The sequence below is a fragment of the Pseudoalteromonas sp. CnMc7-15 genome (genome assembly GCF_022347925.1).
Classification (GTDB): domain Bacteria; phylum Pseudomonadota; class Gammaproteobacteria; order Enterobacterales; family Alteromonadaceae; genus Pseudoalteromonas; species Pseudoalteromonas ruthenica.
In genome coordinates this window covers 207,624-223,698 of record NZ_JAKRFT010000006.1, presented here as the reverse complement: position 1 = coordinate 223,698, position 16,075 = coordinate 207,624, and the positions used below count along the sequence as shown (strand labels likewise).

At 47.8% G+C, this 16,075-nt stretch carries 18 protein-coding genes and 4 tRNA genes; 16 read left to right on the top strand and 6 right to left on the bottom strand.

The genetic code is table 11. The annotated features are described in order from the left end of the window. Positions 1-51 precede the first annotated feature (51 nt). From MHM95_RS15795 to MHM95_RS15775, 5 genes are all read left to right on the top strand, one after another. On the top strand, positions 52-324 hold the full coding sequence (locus MHM95_RS15795; protein WP_022944130.1) for an oxidative damage protection protein: 273 nt from the start codon (positions 52-54) through the stop codon (positions 322-324). A 117-nt stretch (positions 325-441) separates the two neighbouring features. Beyond that, positions 442-517: transfer RNA gene (locus tag MHM95_RS15790), tRNA-Phe, on the top strand. Positions 518-574: 57 nt separating this feature from the next. Then, positions 575-650 (top strand) — tRNA-Thr (locus MHM95_RS15785). 7 nt (positions 651-657) lie between these two features. Beyond that, a tRNA-Phe gene (locus tag MHM95_RS15780) sits at positions 658-733 on the top strand. A 48-nt stretch (positions 734-781) separates the two neighbouring features. Beyond that, positions 782-857, top strand: a tRNA-Phe gene (locus MHM95_RS15775). Positions 858-1,279: 422 nt separating this feature from the next. Here MHM95_RS15775 and MHM95_RS15770 read toward each other — a convergent pair. From MHM95_RS15770 to MHM95_RS15760, 3 genes are read right to left on the bottom strand one after another with little or no spacing between them, the layout of a single operon-like run. Then, complete coding sequence (locus MHM95_RS15770; protein ID WP_239385733.1) at positions 1,280-1,966, bottom strand: LrgB family protein; 687 nt, start codon at positions 1,964-1,966, stop codon at positions 1,280-1,282. Continuing rightward, a complete protein-coding gene (locus MHM95_RS15765) occupies positions 1,963-2,355 on the bottom strand; it encodes a CidA/LrgA family protein (protein ID WP_022944117.1) in 393 nt (130 codons plus the stop codon). Before MHM95_RS15765 ends, MHM95_RS15770 begins: the two co-directional genes overlap by 4 nt. Continuing rightward, positions 2,327-3,124, bottom strand: a complete 798-nt coding sequence (locus MHM95_RS15760; RefSeq protein ID WP_152441097.1) for a crotonase/enoyl-CoA hydratase family protein — start codon at positions 3,122-3,124, stop codon at positions 2,327-2,329. The genes MHM95_RS15765 and MHM95_RS15760 overlap by 29 nt, the downstream gene beginning before the upstream one ends. Positions 3,125-3,381: 257 nt before the next feature. On the opposite strand from MHM95_RS15760, the gene MHM95_RS15755 reads away from it, so the two are divergent. The 5 genes from MHM95_RS15755 (at position 3,382) to MHM95_RS15735 (ending at position 9,417) form a co-directional block, all read left to right on the top strand. Then, positions 3,382-4,557, top strand: a complete 1,176-nt coding sequence (locus tag MHM95_RS15755; protein WP_239385732.1) for an efflux RND transporter periplasmic adaptor subunit — start codon at positions 3,382-3,384, stop codon at positions 4,555-4,557. Positions 4,558-4,568: 11 nt separating this feature from the next. Next, the gene (locus tag MHM95_RS15750) at positions 4,569-7,685 is read left to right on the top strand and encodes a multidrug efflux RND transporter permease subunit (RefSeq protein ID WP_239385731.1); all 3,117 of its coding nucleotides are present in this window, start codon (positions 4,569-4,571) and stop codon (positions 7,683-7,685) included. Between the two features lie 121 nt (positions 7,686-7,806). After that, complete coding sequence (locus MHM95_RS15745; RefSeq protein ID WP_022944113.1) at positions 7,807-8,121, top strand: HI1450 family dsDNA-mimic protein; 315 nt, start codon at positions 7,807-7,809, stop codon at positions 8,119-8,121. A 9-nt stretch (positions 8,122-8,130) separates the two neighbouring features. Then, positions 8,131-8,943, top strand: coding sequence for a DUF481 domain-containing protein (locus MHM95_RS15740; protein WP_045978550.1), 813 nt, complete (start codon positions 8,131-8,133; stop codon positions 8,941-8,943). Between the two features lie 33 nt (positions 8,944-8,976). Beyond that, positions 8,977-9,417: a hypothetical protein gene (locus tag MHM95_RS15735; RefSeq protein WP_045978551.1), complete on the top strand. Its 441-nt coding sequence runs from the start codon at positions 8,977-8,979 to the stop codon at positions 9,415-9,417. A 42-nt stretch (positions 9,418-9,459) separates the two neighbouring features. Here the strand turns inward: MHM95_RS15735 and MHM95_RS15730 are convergent, their stop codons facing one another. Continuing rightward, on the bottom strand, positions 9,460-9,948 hold the full coding sequence (locus tag MHM95_RS15730) for a peptidylprolyl isomerase (RefSeq protein WP_022944110.1): 489 nt from the start codon (positions 9,946-9,948) through the stop codon (positions 9,460-9,462). Between the two features lie 12 nt (positions 9,949-9,960). Then, the gene (locus MHM95_RS15725; RefSeq protein ID WP_022944109.1) at positions 9,961-10,869 is read right to left on the bottom strand and encodes a folate-binding protein YgfZ; all 909 of its coding nucleotides are present in this window, start codon (positions 10,867-10,869) and stop codon (positions 9,961-9,963) included. A 145-nt stretch (positions 10,870-11,014) separates the two neighbouring features. On the opposite strand from MHM95_RS15725, the gene MHM95_RS15720 reads away from it, so the two are divergent. Beyond that, positions 11,015-11,266 (top strand): succinate dehydrogenase assembly factor 2, encoded by a 252-nt coding sequence (locus MHM95_RS15720; RefSeq protein WP_022944108.1) that lies wholly within the window; start codon positions 11,015-11,017, stop codon positions 11,264-11,266. Beyond that, positions 11,259-11,684, top strand: a complete 426-nt coding sequence (locus tag MHM95_RS15715; protein WP_082079264.1) for a protein YgfX — start codon at positions 11,259-11,261, stop codon at positions 11,682-11,684. The genes MHM95_RS15720 and MHM95_RS15715 overlap by 8 nt, the downstream gene beginning before the upstream one ends. Here MHM95_RS15715 and nadB read toward each other — a convergent pair. Then, positions 11,659-13,275: an L-aspartate oxidase gene (gene nadB, locus MHM95_RS15710; RefSeq protein WP_022944106.1), complete on the bottom strand. Its 1,617-nt coding sequence runs from the start codon at positions 13,273-13,275 to the stop codon at positions 11,659-11,661. The genes MHM95_RS15715 and nadB overlap by 26 nt on opposite strands. 203 nt (positions 13,276-13,478) lie before the next feature. On the opposite strand from nadB, the gene rpoE reads away from it, so the two are divergent. The 4 genes from rpoE to MHM95_RS15690 are packed head-to-tail and all read left to right on the top strand — an operon-like array spanning position 13,479 to position 16,065. Further along, the gene (rpoE, locus tag MHM95_RS15705) at positions 13,479-14,060 is read left to right on the top strand and encodes an RNA polymerase sigma factor RpoE (protein WP_022944105.1); all 582 of its coding nucleotides are present in this window, start codon (positions 13,479-13,481) and stop codon (positions 14,058-14,060) included. Between the two features lies 1 nt (position 14,061). After that, positions 14,062-14,664: an RseA family anti-sigma factor gene (locus MHM95_RS15700; RefSeq protein ID WP_239385730.1), complete on the top strand. Its 603-nt coding sequence runs from the start codon at positions 14,062-14,064 to the stop codon at positions 14,662-14,664. 60 nt (positions 14,665-14,724) lie between these two features. After that, positions 14,725-15,612, top strand: coding sequence for a MucB/RseB C-terminal domain-containing protein (locus MHM95_RS15695; RefSeq protein WP_231658110.1), 888 nt, complete (start codon positions 14,725-14,727; stop codon positions 15,610-15,612). A 3-nt stretch (positions 15,613-15,615) separates the two neighbouring features. Further along, a complete protein-coding gene (locus tag MHM95_RS15690; protein ID WP_239385729.1) occupies positions 15,616-16,065 on the top strand; it encodes a SoxR reducing system RseC family protein in 450 nt (149 codons plus the stop codon). Positions 16,066-16,075 lie beyond the last annotated feature (10 nt).

Genomic DNA, 16,075 nt, shown 5'->3' with positions numbered 1-16,075 from the left:
AGGTTACACTACAGAGCAATATGTATTAGATAATCGTAAATGAGGATAAACATGGCACGTACGGTATTTTGTCAGAAGCTGCAAAAAGAAGCTCCGGGACTTGCTTTTCAACTTTACCCTGGTGAAGTAGGCGAGAAGATCTTCAACAATATTTCTCAACAAGCATGGGATGAGTGGCAAAAGAAGCAGACCATGTTAATTAACGAAAAGCATCTAAATATGATGGATCCGGAGCATCGTACCTATTTAGAAGAGCAAATGGTTGGCTTTTTGTTTGAAGGTAAAGATGTAGAAATTGAAGGTTACAGACCACCTGAAAAGTAGCAACTTAGCCGGGATTTTCGTCAATAAATCTCGGTTTGCATGAAAACTGTGCAAACGGTTTGTTTATTTTAAAAAATGGTTGACTTGATACCCTAAAAACCGTTTAATACGCCGCACGCCCAGATAGCTCAGTCGGTAGAGCAGAGGATTGAAAATCCTCGTGTCGGTGGTTCGATTCCGCCTCTGGGCACCATTATTAAAGGTGTTTTTGACAATTCAGAAGCACGTGCTTTTGCACACAGTTTTGTGTGCCTGCTTAGCTCAGTTGGTAGAGCAACTGACTTGTAATCAGTAGGTCGCCAGTTCGACTCCGGCAGCAGGCACCATTCATTTGCCCAGATAGCTCAGTCGGTAGAGCAGAGGATTGAAAATCCTCGTGTCGGTGGTTCGATTCCGCCTCTGGGCACCATTATTAAAGGTGGCGCTCAATGGGCGCCATTTTTATGAAAAAACTTTTGCCCAGATAGCTCAGTCGGTAGAGCAGAGGATTGAAAATCCTCGTGTCGGTGGTTCGATTCCGCCTCTGGGCACCACGATTTAAGAAACCCTGATCAGTAATGGTCGGGGTTTTTTATTGCCTGTAGCATAATGCAAGGCGTAATCTCACGCTTATTAGCTCGGGTGGTTCGATGGTAAAATACATCCATGTATTTCACCGCTTTGCGGGCAATTACCATTGCCCAAAATTGCTCCAGACAATTTTGTCCGCATCTAAGCACCACGATTTAAGAAACCCTGATCAGTATTGGTCGGGGAGTTTTTTATTGCCTGCAGCATAATGCAAGGCGTAATCTCACGCTTATTAGCTCGGGTGGTTTTGACCAACCAGCCTCCTTCCTCTTTAGCTTGCTTTGCTAACACCGCATTCGCCACTACATCGGTACCTAAATAACGTAAGAAAGCATTCAGGAGCCAAGAAGGTGTTGCAACCGGCCAGTAATAATGCCTCAGATAGTCAAAGCACTAAGCTGGCAAGCCAAGGGTAGTAGATAGGCACGATGATAGGCGAGAGCAGTGCACTTAACGCCATGGCTGCCGAGGCGTAGGCGGCGCTGGTTTCATTGTCGGCAATAGCGGTGGCGGTGCCAATGGCATGGCAAGCACCGCCGAGGGCCACGCCTTGAGCCCCCTTATGATTGATGCCAGTCAGCTTAAGCGTGTTGAAGCCAACAATAGCACCGACAATACCAATGAGAATGACCATGGATGCGGCAATGCTGCCAAGTCCGCCTAACTGCTCGGTGACAAGTAAGGTGATAGGGGTAGTGACTGCAAGGCTAGCAAGGGAGGCCTGCAATTGTTCGGGTACCCTAAGCAAAGAGGTGATCACAACGGCGGTGGTGGTGGCCGTGATTATTCCGGCAGCCACAGCGATAAACATCAATAAAAGCTGTCGCCTTAACTGGTGGATTTGCTTATAAAGTGGCACTGCTAAAGCAACGACGGCCAACTCCAAAAGATAATCGAAAATTTGTGTGTGAGCGCGATACTCGTTGATGTCGATGTGCCAGGCCGACAAGATAAATACTGAGGCGGCAATAGTGAGCAAGACGGGGTTGCATAGTGGCGAGCGTACCTTGGTGTGCAGGGCTCGAAACGCTAAAAATAAGGCCACTGTCATAGGGATAGCCAAATACATCATTGCTCTTTACCCAAACGTTGCATTATCGTCCCGATGATAAACAGGCCAATCAGCGGGACGATTACTAAGCACAACAACAGTGGCAACCAATAGCGGGCGACCAATTCGACATGCTCTATAATGGCAGCGGCTGCGGGCACAAAAAACAGCGGCATATAATTAAGTAAGGGATGAGCACTGCTAGTAAGCCAGTGCAGTTTAACAATGCCTAATTGCAAAGCTAAGAATAGCGCTAGCATGGCACTGAGTGGTGCTGGGAAGCTCACTGAGAAGTAGTCGCTGAGGGCATGGGCTGAGAATAGAAAAGCGCTAATTATAGCAGCACTCAACATGAATCTAGCGCTGTGTTTAATGATCTTTTTACCAGCGCCGACGCGGTTGGTACTCATCGAAGGAATCATCCTTGCGCGAAGCATTTTTAATAGCAATACGGGTATTTTTACACATCAGCAGTTTAATTTGCGAGAAAGTTTCCTTAGCCAATAGTCTACGATGGGGCTGTCGGTAAGCGCTTTGCGTTAACCGTTTGATTGCACTGATGGCATCCGGTGAACGCGCGCTAAAGGTGTCGATGATATGTGCAGCGCGTTGCTGCAAATTGTTATCAACATAAGATACCAAGCCTAAATTGAGGGCCTGTTGCGCTGTAACAGGCTCTGCAGACATGGCAAGCTGTAAGTAATTGTCGGCACTGAGGACTCCTGGAAGCACTAAGCTTGCCCCCATATCGGGGCATAACCCCCAGCGTGACTCCATGATCGCTAAGCTAGCATCCTCACTGGCGATGCGAATATCAGCGCCTAAGGCTATTTGCATCCCGCCACCCCAACATCGCCCTTGTAGTAGAGCAATTACGGGAATACTTAACGACTGCCACCCCAGCACCACACGTTGAGCGAGGTTTTGGTTGCCTGGCAGCGGTTTAAACAGCAATTTGCAGATATCGGTGGGTTTGCTGATCACACTTTTAACGTCTAGCCCAGTGCAAAAATCCGGCCCTTGTGCTTGAAGTATCACCGCTCGCAAATCACGCTGCTTCTTGATTTGTTTAATCACCCCATCAAGTTGTTTGAACATCTCAAAGTTCAGTGCATTACGTTTACTTTCATTAGCCAAGGTTACATAGGCGACTTGCTTAGCAGTGGTTAGTGTTATCATTATTATCTCCTCTGACCAGTATCAATTTACCTCAACATCTGATTGATGTCATGTTCCCGTTACTAGCACTTGATATACTCTGCTTGCGCAATGCACTGTACTCATTTTTAAATATCGGTATAACTTAAATACAGTGAGTTACAAAATAGTCTATATTTCTCAGGGAACTAGATTTATTTTATGTCAGTCTATTGAGCGCCTATCTGGCCATTGAAAACAACATTGCTAGCGACATAACGATTCTAAGGAGACACGCGATGCATTTATCCCCTTCGGGCCCAAAGTATTTCTATCATTCAGTTTTAGCTGGGCTCTGTTCGTTAGCCTTGGTGGGCTGCTCTGAACCGCAACAACAAAACCAGAGCATGCCAGCGCCGGCGGTGTCTGTTTATGAAGTGGCGATGCAAGAGGTTGGTAATTATCGCGAGTTTGTCGCTCGCACCGAGGCCTTTCAGGAGGCAGATATTCGTGCTCGAGTTGAGGGTGAACTCATTGAGCGGACTTTCCGTGAGGGCGCATATGTAGAAAAAGGCCAAACGTTATTTAAAATTGATGCATCGGAATACACCGCCAGTGTGAGTGAAATTGAAGCGTCCTTAAAAAGTAATCGTGCAGCGGCCTCTCGAGCTGAGCGAGATCTTAAGCGAGGGCGTGAAATTGCCAAAGATGGGTTTATTTCTGAGGCAGACTTAGACAAATTGCAAACGAACTTAGATCAAGCCCAAGCCGCTGTTAAGTCTAGTGAAGCGGCGTTAGAAAAGGCCAAGCTGAACCTCAGTTACACCACTATCGACGCGCCATTTAGTGGCCGCATAGGTAAAGTGAGCTTTGATGTGGGCAATATCGTTAACCCACAATCCGGTGCCTTGGCACAACTAACAGATATCGACCCCATTTATGTTAGTTTTCAAGTAGAGGAATCCGATTACATCAGTTACCAACAGTCGCATCAGCAAACTAATAATAGCCCTGAAGATGTCCCTTTAGACTTAAGCCTGCGCTTACCCAATGATACTGACTTTGAACAGCCGGGTACGCTGGATTTTGCCGACACTAAAATTGACCGTAGCACGGGGACGGTTGAGTTACGTGCCAAATTTGATAACCCCAATGGCATTGTAATGCCGGGCTTGTTTGTGACCTTAGTGGTTGAGAGTCAAGATAAGCAGTCGCAAGCCTTGGTGCCGCAAGCAGCAGTGCAGGAAAATCAACAAGGCAAATTTGTCTTGGTTGTCAAAGGTGACAATACAGTGGCGCAGCGCTTGGTGGATTTGGGTCGACGCATCGATGCCATGTGGGTGGTTAAATCAGGTATTGAGCAAGGCGAGCGGGTTATTGTCGAAGGCCTACAAAAAGTGCGCTCAGGGGTGGAAGTAAATCCTGTTGTCAAACAAGTCGACGCCAAAACCGGCACCATCAGTGACCAACAATAAGCGAGTCGAGGATGATCAGTAAAACTTTTATATCCAGGCCCAAACTGGCGCTGGTGATCTCCATTGTTATTACATTGGCTGGGCTTATCTCTTTGACCCAGCTGCCCGTCAATATGTATCCGCAAATCACGCCGCCGCAGGTATCGGTGACCGCGATTTACCCCGGGGCCAGCGCACAAACCATTGAAGAGACAGTTATTCGTCCCATTGAAGAGCAAATTAATGGCGTCGAAGACATGATGTACATCGAGTCCACATCCAGTAACAATGGCTCGGCAACCATCACCGTTTACTTTAATGTCGGTACGGACACCGATATGGCCCAAGTGAATGTGCAAAACAGGGTGGCGTTGGCAGAACCTAGTTTGCCTCAGGAAGTACGCCGTCAGGGGGTAACGGTTAAGAAAAAATCTAGCAACATGTTGATGGGCATAAGTTTGTACTCAGAAGACCCCAATATGGATGCTATGTTCTTAAGTAACTACGCCACTAATTACCTTACTGAGCCACTCGGGCGTATCCCTGGGGTTGCCTCTGCTGAGGTGATGGGTGAGAAAACCTATTCCATGCGTATTTGGTTACGGCCAGATAAAATGGCCTCCCTAGGAGTAACAGTGGCGGAAGTGAAGGCTGCACTGGAGGAGCAAAACACCTTGGTCGCCGCCGGTAAGCTGGGCGCCGCTCCGGCGCTCCCCAACCAACAATTCGAATATGCGATTCAAGCTCAGGGGCGCCTTGTCTCTGCCGATGAGTTCGGACAAACCATTGTGCGTGCTAATTTGGACGGTAACTTTGTGCGCCTTAAAGACATCGCGCGCATAGAGCGGGGCTCAAAAAGCTATTCAGGTAGTGCTACATTCAATCAAAAAGACACCGGTTTTATTGTTATTTATCAGCTCACCGACGCCAATGCCACGGCGGTTGCTGAGCAAGTTAAAAAACGTATGGCGGAACTGTCTAAGCAGTTTCCTGATGGCCTTGAATACAAAGTGCCTTATGACACCACTGAGTTTATTAACCGCTCCATTGATGAGGTGGTGGTAACTCTTTATCAAGCGGTGGCATTGGTCATCTTGGTGGTGTTTCTATTTTTACAAAATTGGCGTGCCACCTTGGTACCAACTGTGGCGATCCCAGTATCGCTCATTGGTACTTTTGCGGCGATGATGGCGATGGGCTACTCCATTAACCTGATTACGTTATTTGGTTTAGTACTGGCGATCGGCATTGTCGTGGATGATGCCATCATCGTGATAGAAAACGTTGAGCGCATACTCAGAGAGGACAAGCTACCCATTAAGGAAGCAGTGACCAAAGCCATGGAGCAGGTGAGCGGGCCTATTGTGGCCACAACGTTGGTGCTGTTAGCGGTGTTTGTACCCGTAGGCTTTATGCCAGGGATCACCGGAGAGTTATACAAGCAATTTTCTGTCACCATTAGCTTTGCTGTACTGATTTCATCAATCAATGCCCTGACACTGAGCCCGGCGCTCTGTAGTTTGTTGTTGTCAGCTGAAAAAATGAAGCCAATAAAATGGTTACGACCTTTTGAAAACGCCATAACCCGCTCCACGAAGAGTTATACCGGTGTGGTTGGGTTTATGCTCAAACGAGCAGGGCGGATAGGTATTGTTGTGGTGGCGCTATTTGTTGCTACCGGTTGGTTTGCTACTAATGTACCTACCGGATTTGTGCCCCCAGAAGACCAAGGCTTTGTCTTTGTTGATGTGCAGTTGCCAGATGCCGCCGCGATTAATCGTACCGATGCTGTGGTAAAGAAAATCAGCGATGTGATCATGCAAGATCCAGCCACTGAAGATTTTATTGGCGTCTCCGGGTTCTCTTTACTAGGTGGCGCTGGCTCAAACAACGCGTTGGGCATTATGGTGCTCAAAGACTGGGAGCAGCGAACGGCACCAGATATGGGCTTAAAACAGATTATTACCCGTATCCAAGGGCAGTTATGGGCCATGCCAGATGCCCAGATTATGGTCTTTAATGCACCGCCTATCCCAGGGTTGGGCAATAGCTCGGGGTTTGAGTATCGATTATTAGACTCCGAAGGTAGAGACCCAGCCGAGCTAGCGCAAGTTATGAATGGTTTGATATACGATGCCAACCAACGCCCTGAACTGCAGAATGTATTTAGTACATTCCGCGCCAATGTGCCGCAATACTTTTTAGAGGTCGATCGCAATAAAGCGAAAGCACAAGGGATCACCTTGAGCAATATCTTCTTAACCCTGCAAGCGCAGTTAGGCTCGCTCTATGTGAACGACTTTAATCAGTTTAGCCGTACTTATCAGGTCACCATTCAAGCTGAGGCTCAATTCCGTGCTGAACCTGCTGATTTGCAGCATTACTATGTACGCAATAGTGAGGGGGATATGGTCCCTCTGACGACCATAGCCACGCTGAAGCCTATTCTTGGCCCTACCAGTATGAACCACTTCAATTTATATAGAAGTACCAGTATTACCGGCAGTGCTGCACCTGGTTATTCCAGTGGGGATGCCATTGCGATCATGAAGGAGCTCTCTGCACAGTTGCCCAATGGGTATATTTTTGATTGGGCAGGGCAAACACGACAAGAAATTTTAGCGGGCGACCTCGCGCCGGTACTCTTCTCACTGGCGGTGCTCTTTGTGTTCTTGTTCTTAGTCGCGCAGTACGAGAGTTGGACGATTCCGTTTGCGGTCATAGCCGCTGTACCCTTGGCTATTTTTGGGGCCATGGCTACCTTGTTTACGGTGGGAATGACGAACAACATCTACGCCCAAGTCGGCTTTGTACTGCTAATAGGTATGTCGACTAAGACAGCTATCTTGATTGTTGAGTTTGCTATGGAGCAACGCAAGGCGGGGCAGAGTATCTTTGATGCCGCGCAGATAGCCGCATCGCAGCGTTTCAGAGCGGTCTTAATGACGGCCTTGTCTTTCGTCCTAGGTGTGTTACCGCTGGTGTTGGCAAGTGGCGCAGGGGCGGCAAGTCGAGTGTCTTTAGGTGTCACAGTGATGTCAGGCATGATTGCCGCGACTGTGTTTGGTACCTTATTTGTGCCCTTGTTTTACACCTATATTCAGCATATGCGCGAGGGTGTTAAGAGGCGACTCGGCATTAATAGCTAAAGTATAAAGCAGTGCACTAAGAGCCGGGAGTTTCCCGGCTTTTTATTGGTCGCGAGACAATGCACATTCTTATCAAGTTTTGTTATTATCGCCAGAAATAAGCATCAACGGGATCAGCACCATGTCAGGGCCGCGCCTATTCACTGAACAAGAAATAACTCATCATGCCTATGAAGTATTCTTGGAGCTTGCACCTGAGCACTTGTCCGAGCAGGACATCAACGATTTTAACGAGCATCGTGAGGCTCTGGGGTTTATAGAAGAAAGTGCGCCAAGTGAGCAATGGCAAGGGATTGTGGCGATGGAAATCGAGCCGGAGTTTTACAGCGAAGTGAGCATCGGGCTCGAGCTGGAGAATGAAGACTTGGTATTCGCACGGGTATTGATCAGCCGTGATAAAGATGCGCCATTTTGTCACGTTATTTGGAAAGAGTAAGCACTAACTATGCGTTTTATCGCTCTATTAATTGCTTGTTGGAGTGTAAGTTGTTGGGCCGTTGACCCATTTGAAGACTTTCATGAATACGGACAGTTGACGGATGCAGAAATCCACGAAATTCACCAAGGTGAAATGTTTTACGGCGACGCCGAGTTTGGCTTTATCGTGACTCGAGGTAACACCGATTCAACGAGCTTTAAGCTACGTAGCAATATTTACCAAGATTTCACCCATTGGCGCAATCAGTTCAAATTTGACTCTTTATACCGTCGTGATGTTGATGCTGAAACCGGCGAAGAAACTATTTCGGCGCAACGGTTTTTTGGCTCTGCACAAACGAACTACAAAGTAGGCGAAAAAAACGCCTCGTTGTTCTTTTACGCCGATTACGAGGAAGATGAATTTAGTGGTTTGGAGTACAAGGCCACAGTGGCAACCGGCTATGGTAACCGTCTCTACAAAGGGGTGAAAAACACCGTCGACTTTGACATCGGCCCAGGTCTATATCGCTCTGAGGGCAAACCCGCTGAAGAAGGTGAAGAGCCGACTGAAAGTGAAACCGGGTATTTATTGCGCTTAGCTTTACAGTGGGAGCGCACGGTCTCTAAACGTACTCGTTTTAATCAGTTTATCAGTGCTGAGCAGTCACTCTCAGGGCTGAATTCGCGGCTAAAATCAGAAACTTCTTTGATTAGCCAAATTATGGGGCAGTTATCACTTAAATTTGCTTATTTATATCGTTATAACTCCAAACCGGAAGAAGATAAGCGCAATTTCGACTCAGAATTAAGTGCCACTTTCGTCTATAGTTTCAATTAATGTTAGCGCTGCGCTGACACAAAAAGGAATAGTATGTATCAACATAAGCAAACTGCTTGGGCCATTCTCATTATTTTGTTGTGGGTGGGCGGCTTTTTGGGATTAGCCTTTTATCTTATGGAAGGGGATGGTCCGATGATGCTGTTTGCGGCCATTTTAGTGATACTGGCATTTTTATTTCATGGCTTAACAGTGCGTGTAGATGAACAGGGCGTAGAATGGTTTTTTGGCCCTGGTATCGCTAAAAAGCGACTCGCATTTGATGAGATTAAATCGGTTGCTGTTGTCAGTAACTCGTTTCGTCATGGGGTGGGCATTCGCATTACTCATGATGGCTGGGTATACAATGCCAGTGGTTTTGCTGCTGTAGCCATCGAGCTGCATGACGGCACATTTTATCGCGTTGGCAGTAATGACGCTGATAATCTGGCTAAGCACATTAGTGCTCACTTACCGGCTCAGGAACAAAGCTAAAAAAAGGCGCTTAAGCGCCTTTTTTTAAAGAGTCACAGACAACTATTCGTGGTCGTGATCACATCCCCCTTCGCCGTGAACATGGCCATGGGCTAATTCATCAGCGGTGGCATCGCGTACATCTACAATTTCCACGTCAAATTTTAGGTGGACACCTGCAAGTGGGTGGTTACCGTCAACGATCACATCTTCACCTTGAATATCGACGATAATAACTGTTTGCTCACCGTCATCAGTGGTGGCGCGGAACTGCATGCCTACCTCAATATCCATACCATCGAACATTGATTTAGGTACAGCCTGCATCAATTGCTCATGACGCTCACCATAGCCATCTTCCGGCGCGATTTCGACACTCAGGGTATCACCTGCTTGTTTACCAATTAGCGCATTCTCTAAGCCCGGGATCAAAAAGCCAGTGCCAACAATAAAGACTAATGGCTCACCATCAAAGGTATTGTCGATGGTGTTATCGGCTTTGTCGACTACGCTGTAGTGCATAGTTACGACTTTCTTCTCGGCTATATTCATAACGTTTCCCAATTATTCTTCAGTGAGTGAGTAAGGGAGTGGCTCAATACTGAACATCACCTCAGGTGCGTGTTTTGCACGAAGTTGACTGTCGAGTTCAAGATCGTTTGGCAACACGGCCAAGCCATAAAGCCTGCCTTGATCAACCGCTTGTGCTATCAAGGTGCCACCGCGACGCCAATTGTCACCGACCTGACGTTCTAAATCCACTGGCTGTACTTGACCCTCTGTGAGCGGTGGCGCTAGTTTGCTGTCTGCTTGCGCAGAGAGTACGAACATCGCGCGTTTGTTTTTACCTAGGTACTTCATGCGCGCGACAGTCTCTTGACCAGTGTAGCAGCCTTTACTAAAGCTGATGCCGCCAAGCGCATGTAAATTAACCATTTGCGGGACGTATTCATCAATTGCGGCAGCACATAAGCTGGGCTCTGCGGCCTTAATTTGCGCGCACAAAAAAGCCTCGCTTGAGTGCGCGGGTGCTAAGGTGTCGGCATCGGCTACAACAAGGTAACGGTCATCGGCAAGAGTGAGCACCAACCCTTCAGGTAGGTTGGTCGCGGGATTATCAAGGTTGACTCCTAAGTGCGCACCTAGAGCTTGTTTATCACCTAACACGCCAGATACCTGTTGCGTCATAGAGGTGATTTCAACTTGGCTAAATACCGCATATTTCTTTAGCTCTCGCAGCGCTGCTTCGGCCTCATCGGCGCTACAAATTAATAAATAGCCTTGCTGATAAGCTGCGATGCGAAAGCAGGCCCATAGCTTTCCTTTTGCGCTGCATTGCCCTGCCCACAGCCAAGTGTTTGGCTCAACAAGGTTAATATCTTGTGTGAGTTGTCCTTGCAGGTAAGATTTAGCATCAACACCACTAACGTAGATCGCAACATAATCTGTTGCGTAAACAGTAAATGCAGACATACACGACTCCTTAGGTACGCAAGCTAATGACAAGCGCAAGTGTATCGTAAGCGTCGCAGTGATGACACCCGATAGACGCAAAATAGCTGTGAGTAGCAACAGTTTTTGCTAAACTGCGGCGCAGTAAACCATAAAGAGGTAAACCATGGCGAAGTTAGACAGTAAAGCACGCTTACGTTGGGCGTGTCGCAGAGGCATGCTTGAGCTTGATGTGTTGTTTATGCCCTTTGTTGAAGAGGCGTACGACTCCCTTAATGATGATGACAAGGCGACGTTTCAACGTTTGTTGGCGGCTGATGATCCCGATTTATTTGCTTGGTTTATGGGTCATGAGCAATGCGAAGACGCAGAACTTGCGCGTATGGTTAAAATCATTCTAGACCGCGTACGTGTATAGAGGTGTATTTTCTGCCAATACGGCGAATCACCGGCCATTGTTGGGGCTAGTCGGGCTTATCTACATAATACTCGTGTTTAGTCAGCCGCAATGGTTATGGGCTTTGCTATGTGCAATTGTGCTCATGATCGCGAGTTGGCATGGCTGGCGGGTATATAAGCGTTGCTGGCCGCGCTATGGCATTATTACTATTGATAATCAGCAAGTAGAATTGCATGGCCAAGGCATTGAGCTCAGTGGCAAGCTATTAAAGGGGACTAAGGTATTCAATGGCCTAGTATGGCTGCATTTGCAAAGTACCTACACCGGCGCTAAGCGGCACGTGTTTATAGCGGATAAAGCGATGGCGCCCGAGCAGTTTCGTGACTTAGCTCGGGCTGTTAACGAAAACCTTAACGACCCAGTGTCGCAGGATTAAGCTCGGTGATATGGCTATGCGGTAAACGCTCTGGGTAGTCCAAGGTGTAGTGTAGGCCTCGGCTTTCTTTGCGCGCTAAGGCACTGTGGATAATAAGCTCGGCAACTTGGACGAGGTTACGTAGCTCCAATAAGTTATTGCATACCCGGAAATTCGCATAATACTCATGGATCTCTTGTTGCAATAACTCTACTCGACGTAGTGCACGCTCAAGGCGTTTGGTCGAGCGCACAATGCCGACGTAATCCCACATAAATAGCCTGAGCTCATGCCAGTTATGGGTAATGACGACCTCTTCATCGGAGTTAGTGACCCGGCTTTCGTCCCAATCGGGCAGGGTGCTAGGCTCTGCGGGTAACCCCAATTTTGCGACGATGTCTTTGGCTGCAGCTTGGGCAAAGACAATACACTCCAACAACGAGTTGCTAGCCATGCGGTTCGCTCCATGCAGACCCGTGTAGGCGACCTCGCCAATGGCATAGAGATTGTCCAAGTCGGTTTTGCCGTTAAAGTCGGTCATCACGCCGCCACAGGTGTAGTGCGCTGCAGGGACTACCGGAATGGGTTCTTTGGTGATATCGATTCCCACACTTAGGCACTTGGCGTAAATGGTGGGGAAGTGCTCGATGATAAATTCTTTATCACGATGGGAGATGTCTAAATAGACGCAATCAGCCCCTAAACGCTTCATTTCAAAATCAATGGCTCTGGCTACGACATCGCGAGGGGCTAGCTCGGCGCGCTCGTCAAACTCCGGCATAAAGCGTGTACCATCTGGGCGCAATAAATAAGCTCCCTCACCGCGCATTGCCTCGGTAATTAAAAAGTTCTGTAATTTTGGATGATACAAGCTTGTGGGATGAAACTGGTTAAATTCCATGTTAGCTACTCGGCAGCCTGCTCGCCACGCCATGGCAATGCCATCGCCACTGGCAACATCAGGATTCGAGGTATACAAATACACTTTACTGGCGCCGCCGGTGGCCAAAGCAATAAAGCGAGCGCTGAGAATTTCTACTTGCTCTTTGGCACGGTTATAAACATACACGCCATGACAATGTTTGCCGTCGCGGCCAAGTTTGGCGTCGGTAATAAGGTCGATGGCGTTGTAATTCTCTAACAAGGTAATATTAGGGTGTGCTTGCACCCGCTCAATCAGCGTTGTTTGCACTGCTTTACCAGTGGCATCGGCGGCGTGCAGAATACGGCGATGGCTGTGTCCACCTTCACGAGTTAAATGGTAACGCTCATGACCTTTGTCATCGGTTTCCATATCAAAAGGGACACCTTGCTCTATTAGCCAGCGCATGCAAGCCTTCGCATTCGATGCTGTGTAGTGCACAGCCTCACGATCGCACAGCCCAGCACCTGCTTCTAAGGTGTCTTCAACGTGCGACTCAATGCTGTCGTTTTGCTTGTCGAAAACGGCAGCAATACCGCCTTGGGCATATAAAGTCGACCCTTCTCGCAGTGCACCTTTACTAATAACCGTAACTTGGCAATGGTTGGCAAGTGACAAGGCCAGTGATAAACCAGCGGCACCGCTACCTATGACGGTAACGTCGCTGTGATGTTGTTTGTTTGGGTTCATGTTATAATGTGGCTTGAGGTTTTTATACCTACGTGGCTCTATATGTATCATATTTACGGGTGTCACACGACTTTAGTTGCTTGCCAATGCAAAAATATTTGCCCAAGCGCGAACTTTTTCATTTTACTCAGGTCAGACACAGTGTATTTGGTAGCAAAGATGCAGCAAGAAAAGCACGACAACGCAGAGGAGTACCGGCTCGAATGAGCGAGCAGGATTTGGATTTAGCGCTGGTAAGAAAGGTTCAACAAGGAGATAAAAATGCTTATAACCTGTTGGTCACCAAATATCAGAATAAGGTTGCAGGATTGATTTCTCGTTACGTTGCCAATCAAGGTGATGTTGCAGATGTAGCTCAGGAGGCGTTTATTAAAGCCTACCGGGCCCTGCCTAACTTTCGGGGCGACAGTGCGTTTTATACTTGGTTATACCGTATCGCGGTGAACTGTGCGAAAAATTACTTAGTAGCACAGGGTCGTCGGCCGCCTGCGAATGATGTAGATGCAGACGAAGCAGAGTTTTACGAGGGCGCTGATTTATTGCGCTCAAATTCAACGCCCGAGAATTTGCTTCTGAGTGACGAGGTCAGAGACGTTATTTTTGCAACCATAGATAAGCTACCAGAAGATTTAAAAACAGCCATCACTCTGCGGGAGCTAGAGGGGATGAGCTACGAGGAAATCGCTGCGGTGATGGATTGCCCTGTGGGTACGGTACGTTCGCGTATATTTCGTGCCCGAGAAGCGATAGATAATAAGTTAACTCCGTTAATAGGTGAGTCTTAATATGACTAAAGCAAAGTGTAGTGAGCAGGATAAGGCGTTTGTCTCTGCTTTGGTTGACAACGAAGTGTCTTTGGACGATGTCCAAACTGACGATATTGATTCGCAAACCTTAGCCCGCTACAGCCTAATTGGCGACGCGATGCGCTCAGAGACCGCGCCTTCAATTCAATTAGATATTGCCGCTTCGGTTGCTAAGCAATTAGAAAACGAACCTGTCCATGCTGAATTCGGCCAACAACAAGCACAACAACAGCCGGCCGCATCACAGCAAAGCGCTCAGGTTATATCTGGTGGATGGTGGCGTGGTATCGCCCAAACAGCGATTGCCGCAAGTGTTGCTGTGGTTGCTGTAGTGGGTGTGCAACAATATGGCACTTCTGGTTCAGAGCAAAGCGACTTGCCACCTTTGCAATCGCAGCCATTTTTAGGTTCCGCATCGCCGGTAAGTTATTCTTCGGAGCCGGCGCTTGATAACGCCGAGCGTGGTTTAAGAGAATTGCAGAAGCAGCGTATTGGTGCGCTTGTTATGGAGCACCAGCGACAAACCCGTGAAGCGGCGCGCATCGCTGCTAACGACGAGTCACAAAGTAAAAAGGATCAGTAACAAGTAATGAAGTACCTGTATGTTGCGCTTTTTAGTCTGTGGCTGACTCCTGCGTTGGCCATGTCCGAGATGACCGCTAAACAGTGGTTGGATAACATGGCTACGGCCGTTAAGCAGCGCAACTTTGTTGCTTCTTTCGTGGTCGTCAAAGACCGTGCCATGGAGCCTTATCGTTGGAGCCATGGTATTTATCAAGAGCAGGAGTTAGAGCTTCTTACGCTGTTAAATGGTGCCGGCTTGGAAATGGTGCGAGTTGATGATCAGGTCACCTATTACGAGCCGCAAAATCAGCCATATTCAATCGCTACTAATACCATCGCTGGGCCTATTCCCGAAGTCTTATTTAGCGATATTGATAAGTTGCAAAGCAACTACCGCTTTGTGCTTGGAAATAAAGGACGTATCGCTGGGCGACCGGCACAGCAAATTCGCATCGAGGCGAAAGACCAAGATAAGTACAACTACTGGTTGTGGTTGGATACTGAGACCTCGTTATTGCTTAAATCCGCTTATGTGAATCACAGTGGTGAGTTGCTAGAGCAGTTACAGTTAAGCCATATCAGTGTGACCGAGCAACCTGCTCCGGAGCTGGTGGAAATCAGTCAACGTGAATTTCCCACGCCGCTGCCGAAACTAGATGGGCAAAGCGGTGAAAGCAGCTGGAGTATCGGATGGCTGCCGCAAGGGTTTGAACTGCTTAAAGCCGACCGCCATAAACTGAACATGAATAATGAGCTGGCCGATTACTACCTTTATTCTGACGGCTTAGTTGATGTCTCGGTGTTTGTGCAGCGGCCTCTAGCTAGTCAGCGTCCTAGCGGTGCACTGACCTCGGGAGCAACTACCGTGTATATTCATAATGCCGGAGCTTACGATGTTTCGGTGATAGGAAATATCCCGACGGCAACGGCGAAAAACATTGCCGAATCTGTCCAGCGTCCTCTGTAGATTATGATCGAGCAAACCCTAACGGTGGTATCAGTGAAAGGGGATACCGCCTTTTTAAAAAGCGAACAAAAGCCAGCTTGTGCAGGGTGCAACGGTAAATGTGGCGCGCAAATCTTTGCCAAGTTATTCAAAACCGACAAAAAGACCTTCCCGTATCAATTTTCTGAACCTGTTGTTGTGGGGCAAAAAGTGAAGTTAGCTTTGGATGACTCCCACATTGTCAGCAGTTCGTTTGTTGTTTATATCTGGCCATTGTTGGCGGCATTGGTAAGCGCCGTGCTTGTACAAAGTGTTTTAGGCTTAGGCGAACTGGCACAAATTGGCACTGCTGTGGTGGCCGGTTTCGTTGGCTTTGTCCTGGCAAAACAACGTCTTGCACAGGTTGTTCATGATGTAAAAGTATTAAAAATTTACCCTTTGAGCCTACCTATTTCGCAAAGAGTTGGTGATTAGCGTCAATTAA

Coding starts and splice junctions, on each gene's coding strand:
- MHM95_RS15795 (WP_022944130.1), top strand. CDS start 52: ATGGCACGTACGGTATTTTGTCAGAAGCTGCAAAAAGAAGCTCCGGGA.
- MHM95_RS15770 (WP_239385733.1), bottom strand. CDS start 1,966: ATGATGTATTTGGCTATCCCTATGACAGTGGCCTTATTTTTAGCGTTT.
- MHM95_RS15765 (WP_022944117.1), bottom strand. CDS start 2,355: ATGAGTACCAACCGCGTCGGCGCTGGTAAAAAGATCATTAAACACAGC.
- MHM95_RS15760 (WP_152441097.1), bottom strand. CDS start 3,124: ATGATAACACTAACCACTGCTAAGCAAGTCGCCTATGTAACCTTGGCT.
- MHM95_RS15755 (WP_239385732.1), top strand. CDS start 3,382: ATGCATTTATCCCCTTCGGGCCCAAAGTATTTCTATCATTCAGTTTTA.
- MHM95_RS15750 (WP_239385731.1), top strand. CDS start 4,569: ATGATCAGTAAAACTTTTATATCCAGGCCCAAACTGGCGCTGGTGATC.
- MHM95_RS15745 (WP_022944113.1), top strand. CDS start 7,807: ATGTCAGGGCCGCGCCTATTCACTGAACAAGAAATAACTCATCATGCC.
- MHM95_RS15740 (WP_045978550.1), top strand. CDS start 8,131: ATGCGTTTTATCGCTCTATTAATTGCTTGTTGGAGTGTAAGTTGTTGG.
- MHM95_RS15735 (WP_045978551.1), top strand. CDS start 8,977: ATGTATCAACATAAGCAAACTGCTTGGGCCATTCTCATTATTTTGTTG.
- MHM95_RS15730 (WP_022944110.1), bottom strand. CDS start 9,948: ATGAATATAGCCGAGAAGAAAGTCGTAACTATGCACTACAGCGTAGTC.
- MHM95_RS15725 (WP_022944109.1), bottom strand. CDS start 10,869: ATGTCTGCATTTACTGTTTACGCAACAGATTATGTTGCGATCTACGTT.
- MHM95_RS15720 (WP_022944108.1), top strand. CDS start 11,015: ATGGCGAAGTTAGACAGTAAAGCACGCTTACGTTGGGCGTGTCGCAGA.
- nadB (WP_022944106.1), bottom strand. CDS start 13,275: ATGAACCCAAACAAACAACATCACAGCGACGTTACCGTCATAGGTAGC.
- rpoE (WP_022944105.1), top strand. CDS start 13,479: ATGAGCGAGCAGGATTTGGATTTAGCGCTGGTAAGAAAGGTTCAACAA.
- MHM95_RS15700 (WP_239385730.1), top strand. CDS start 14,062: ATGACTAAAGCAAAGTGTAGTGAGCAGGATAAGGCGTTTGTCTCTGCT.
- MHM95_RS15695 (WP_231658110.1), top strand. CDS start 14,725: ATGTCCGAGATGACCGCTAAACAGTGGTTGGATAACATGGCTACGGCC.
- MHM95_RS15690 (WP_239385729.1), top strand. CDS start 15,616: ATGATCGAGCAAACCCTAACGGTGGTATCAGTGAAAGGGGATACCGCC.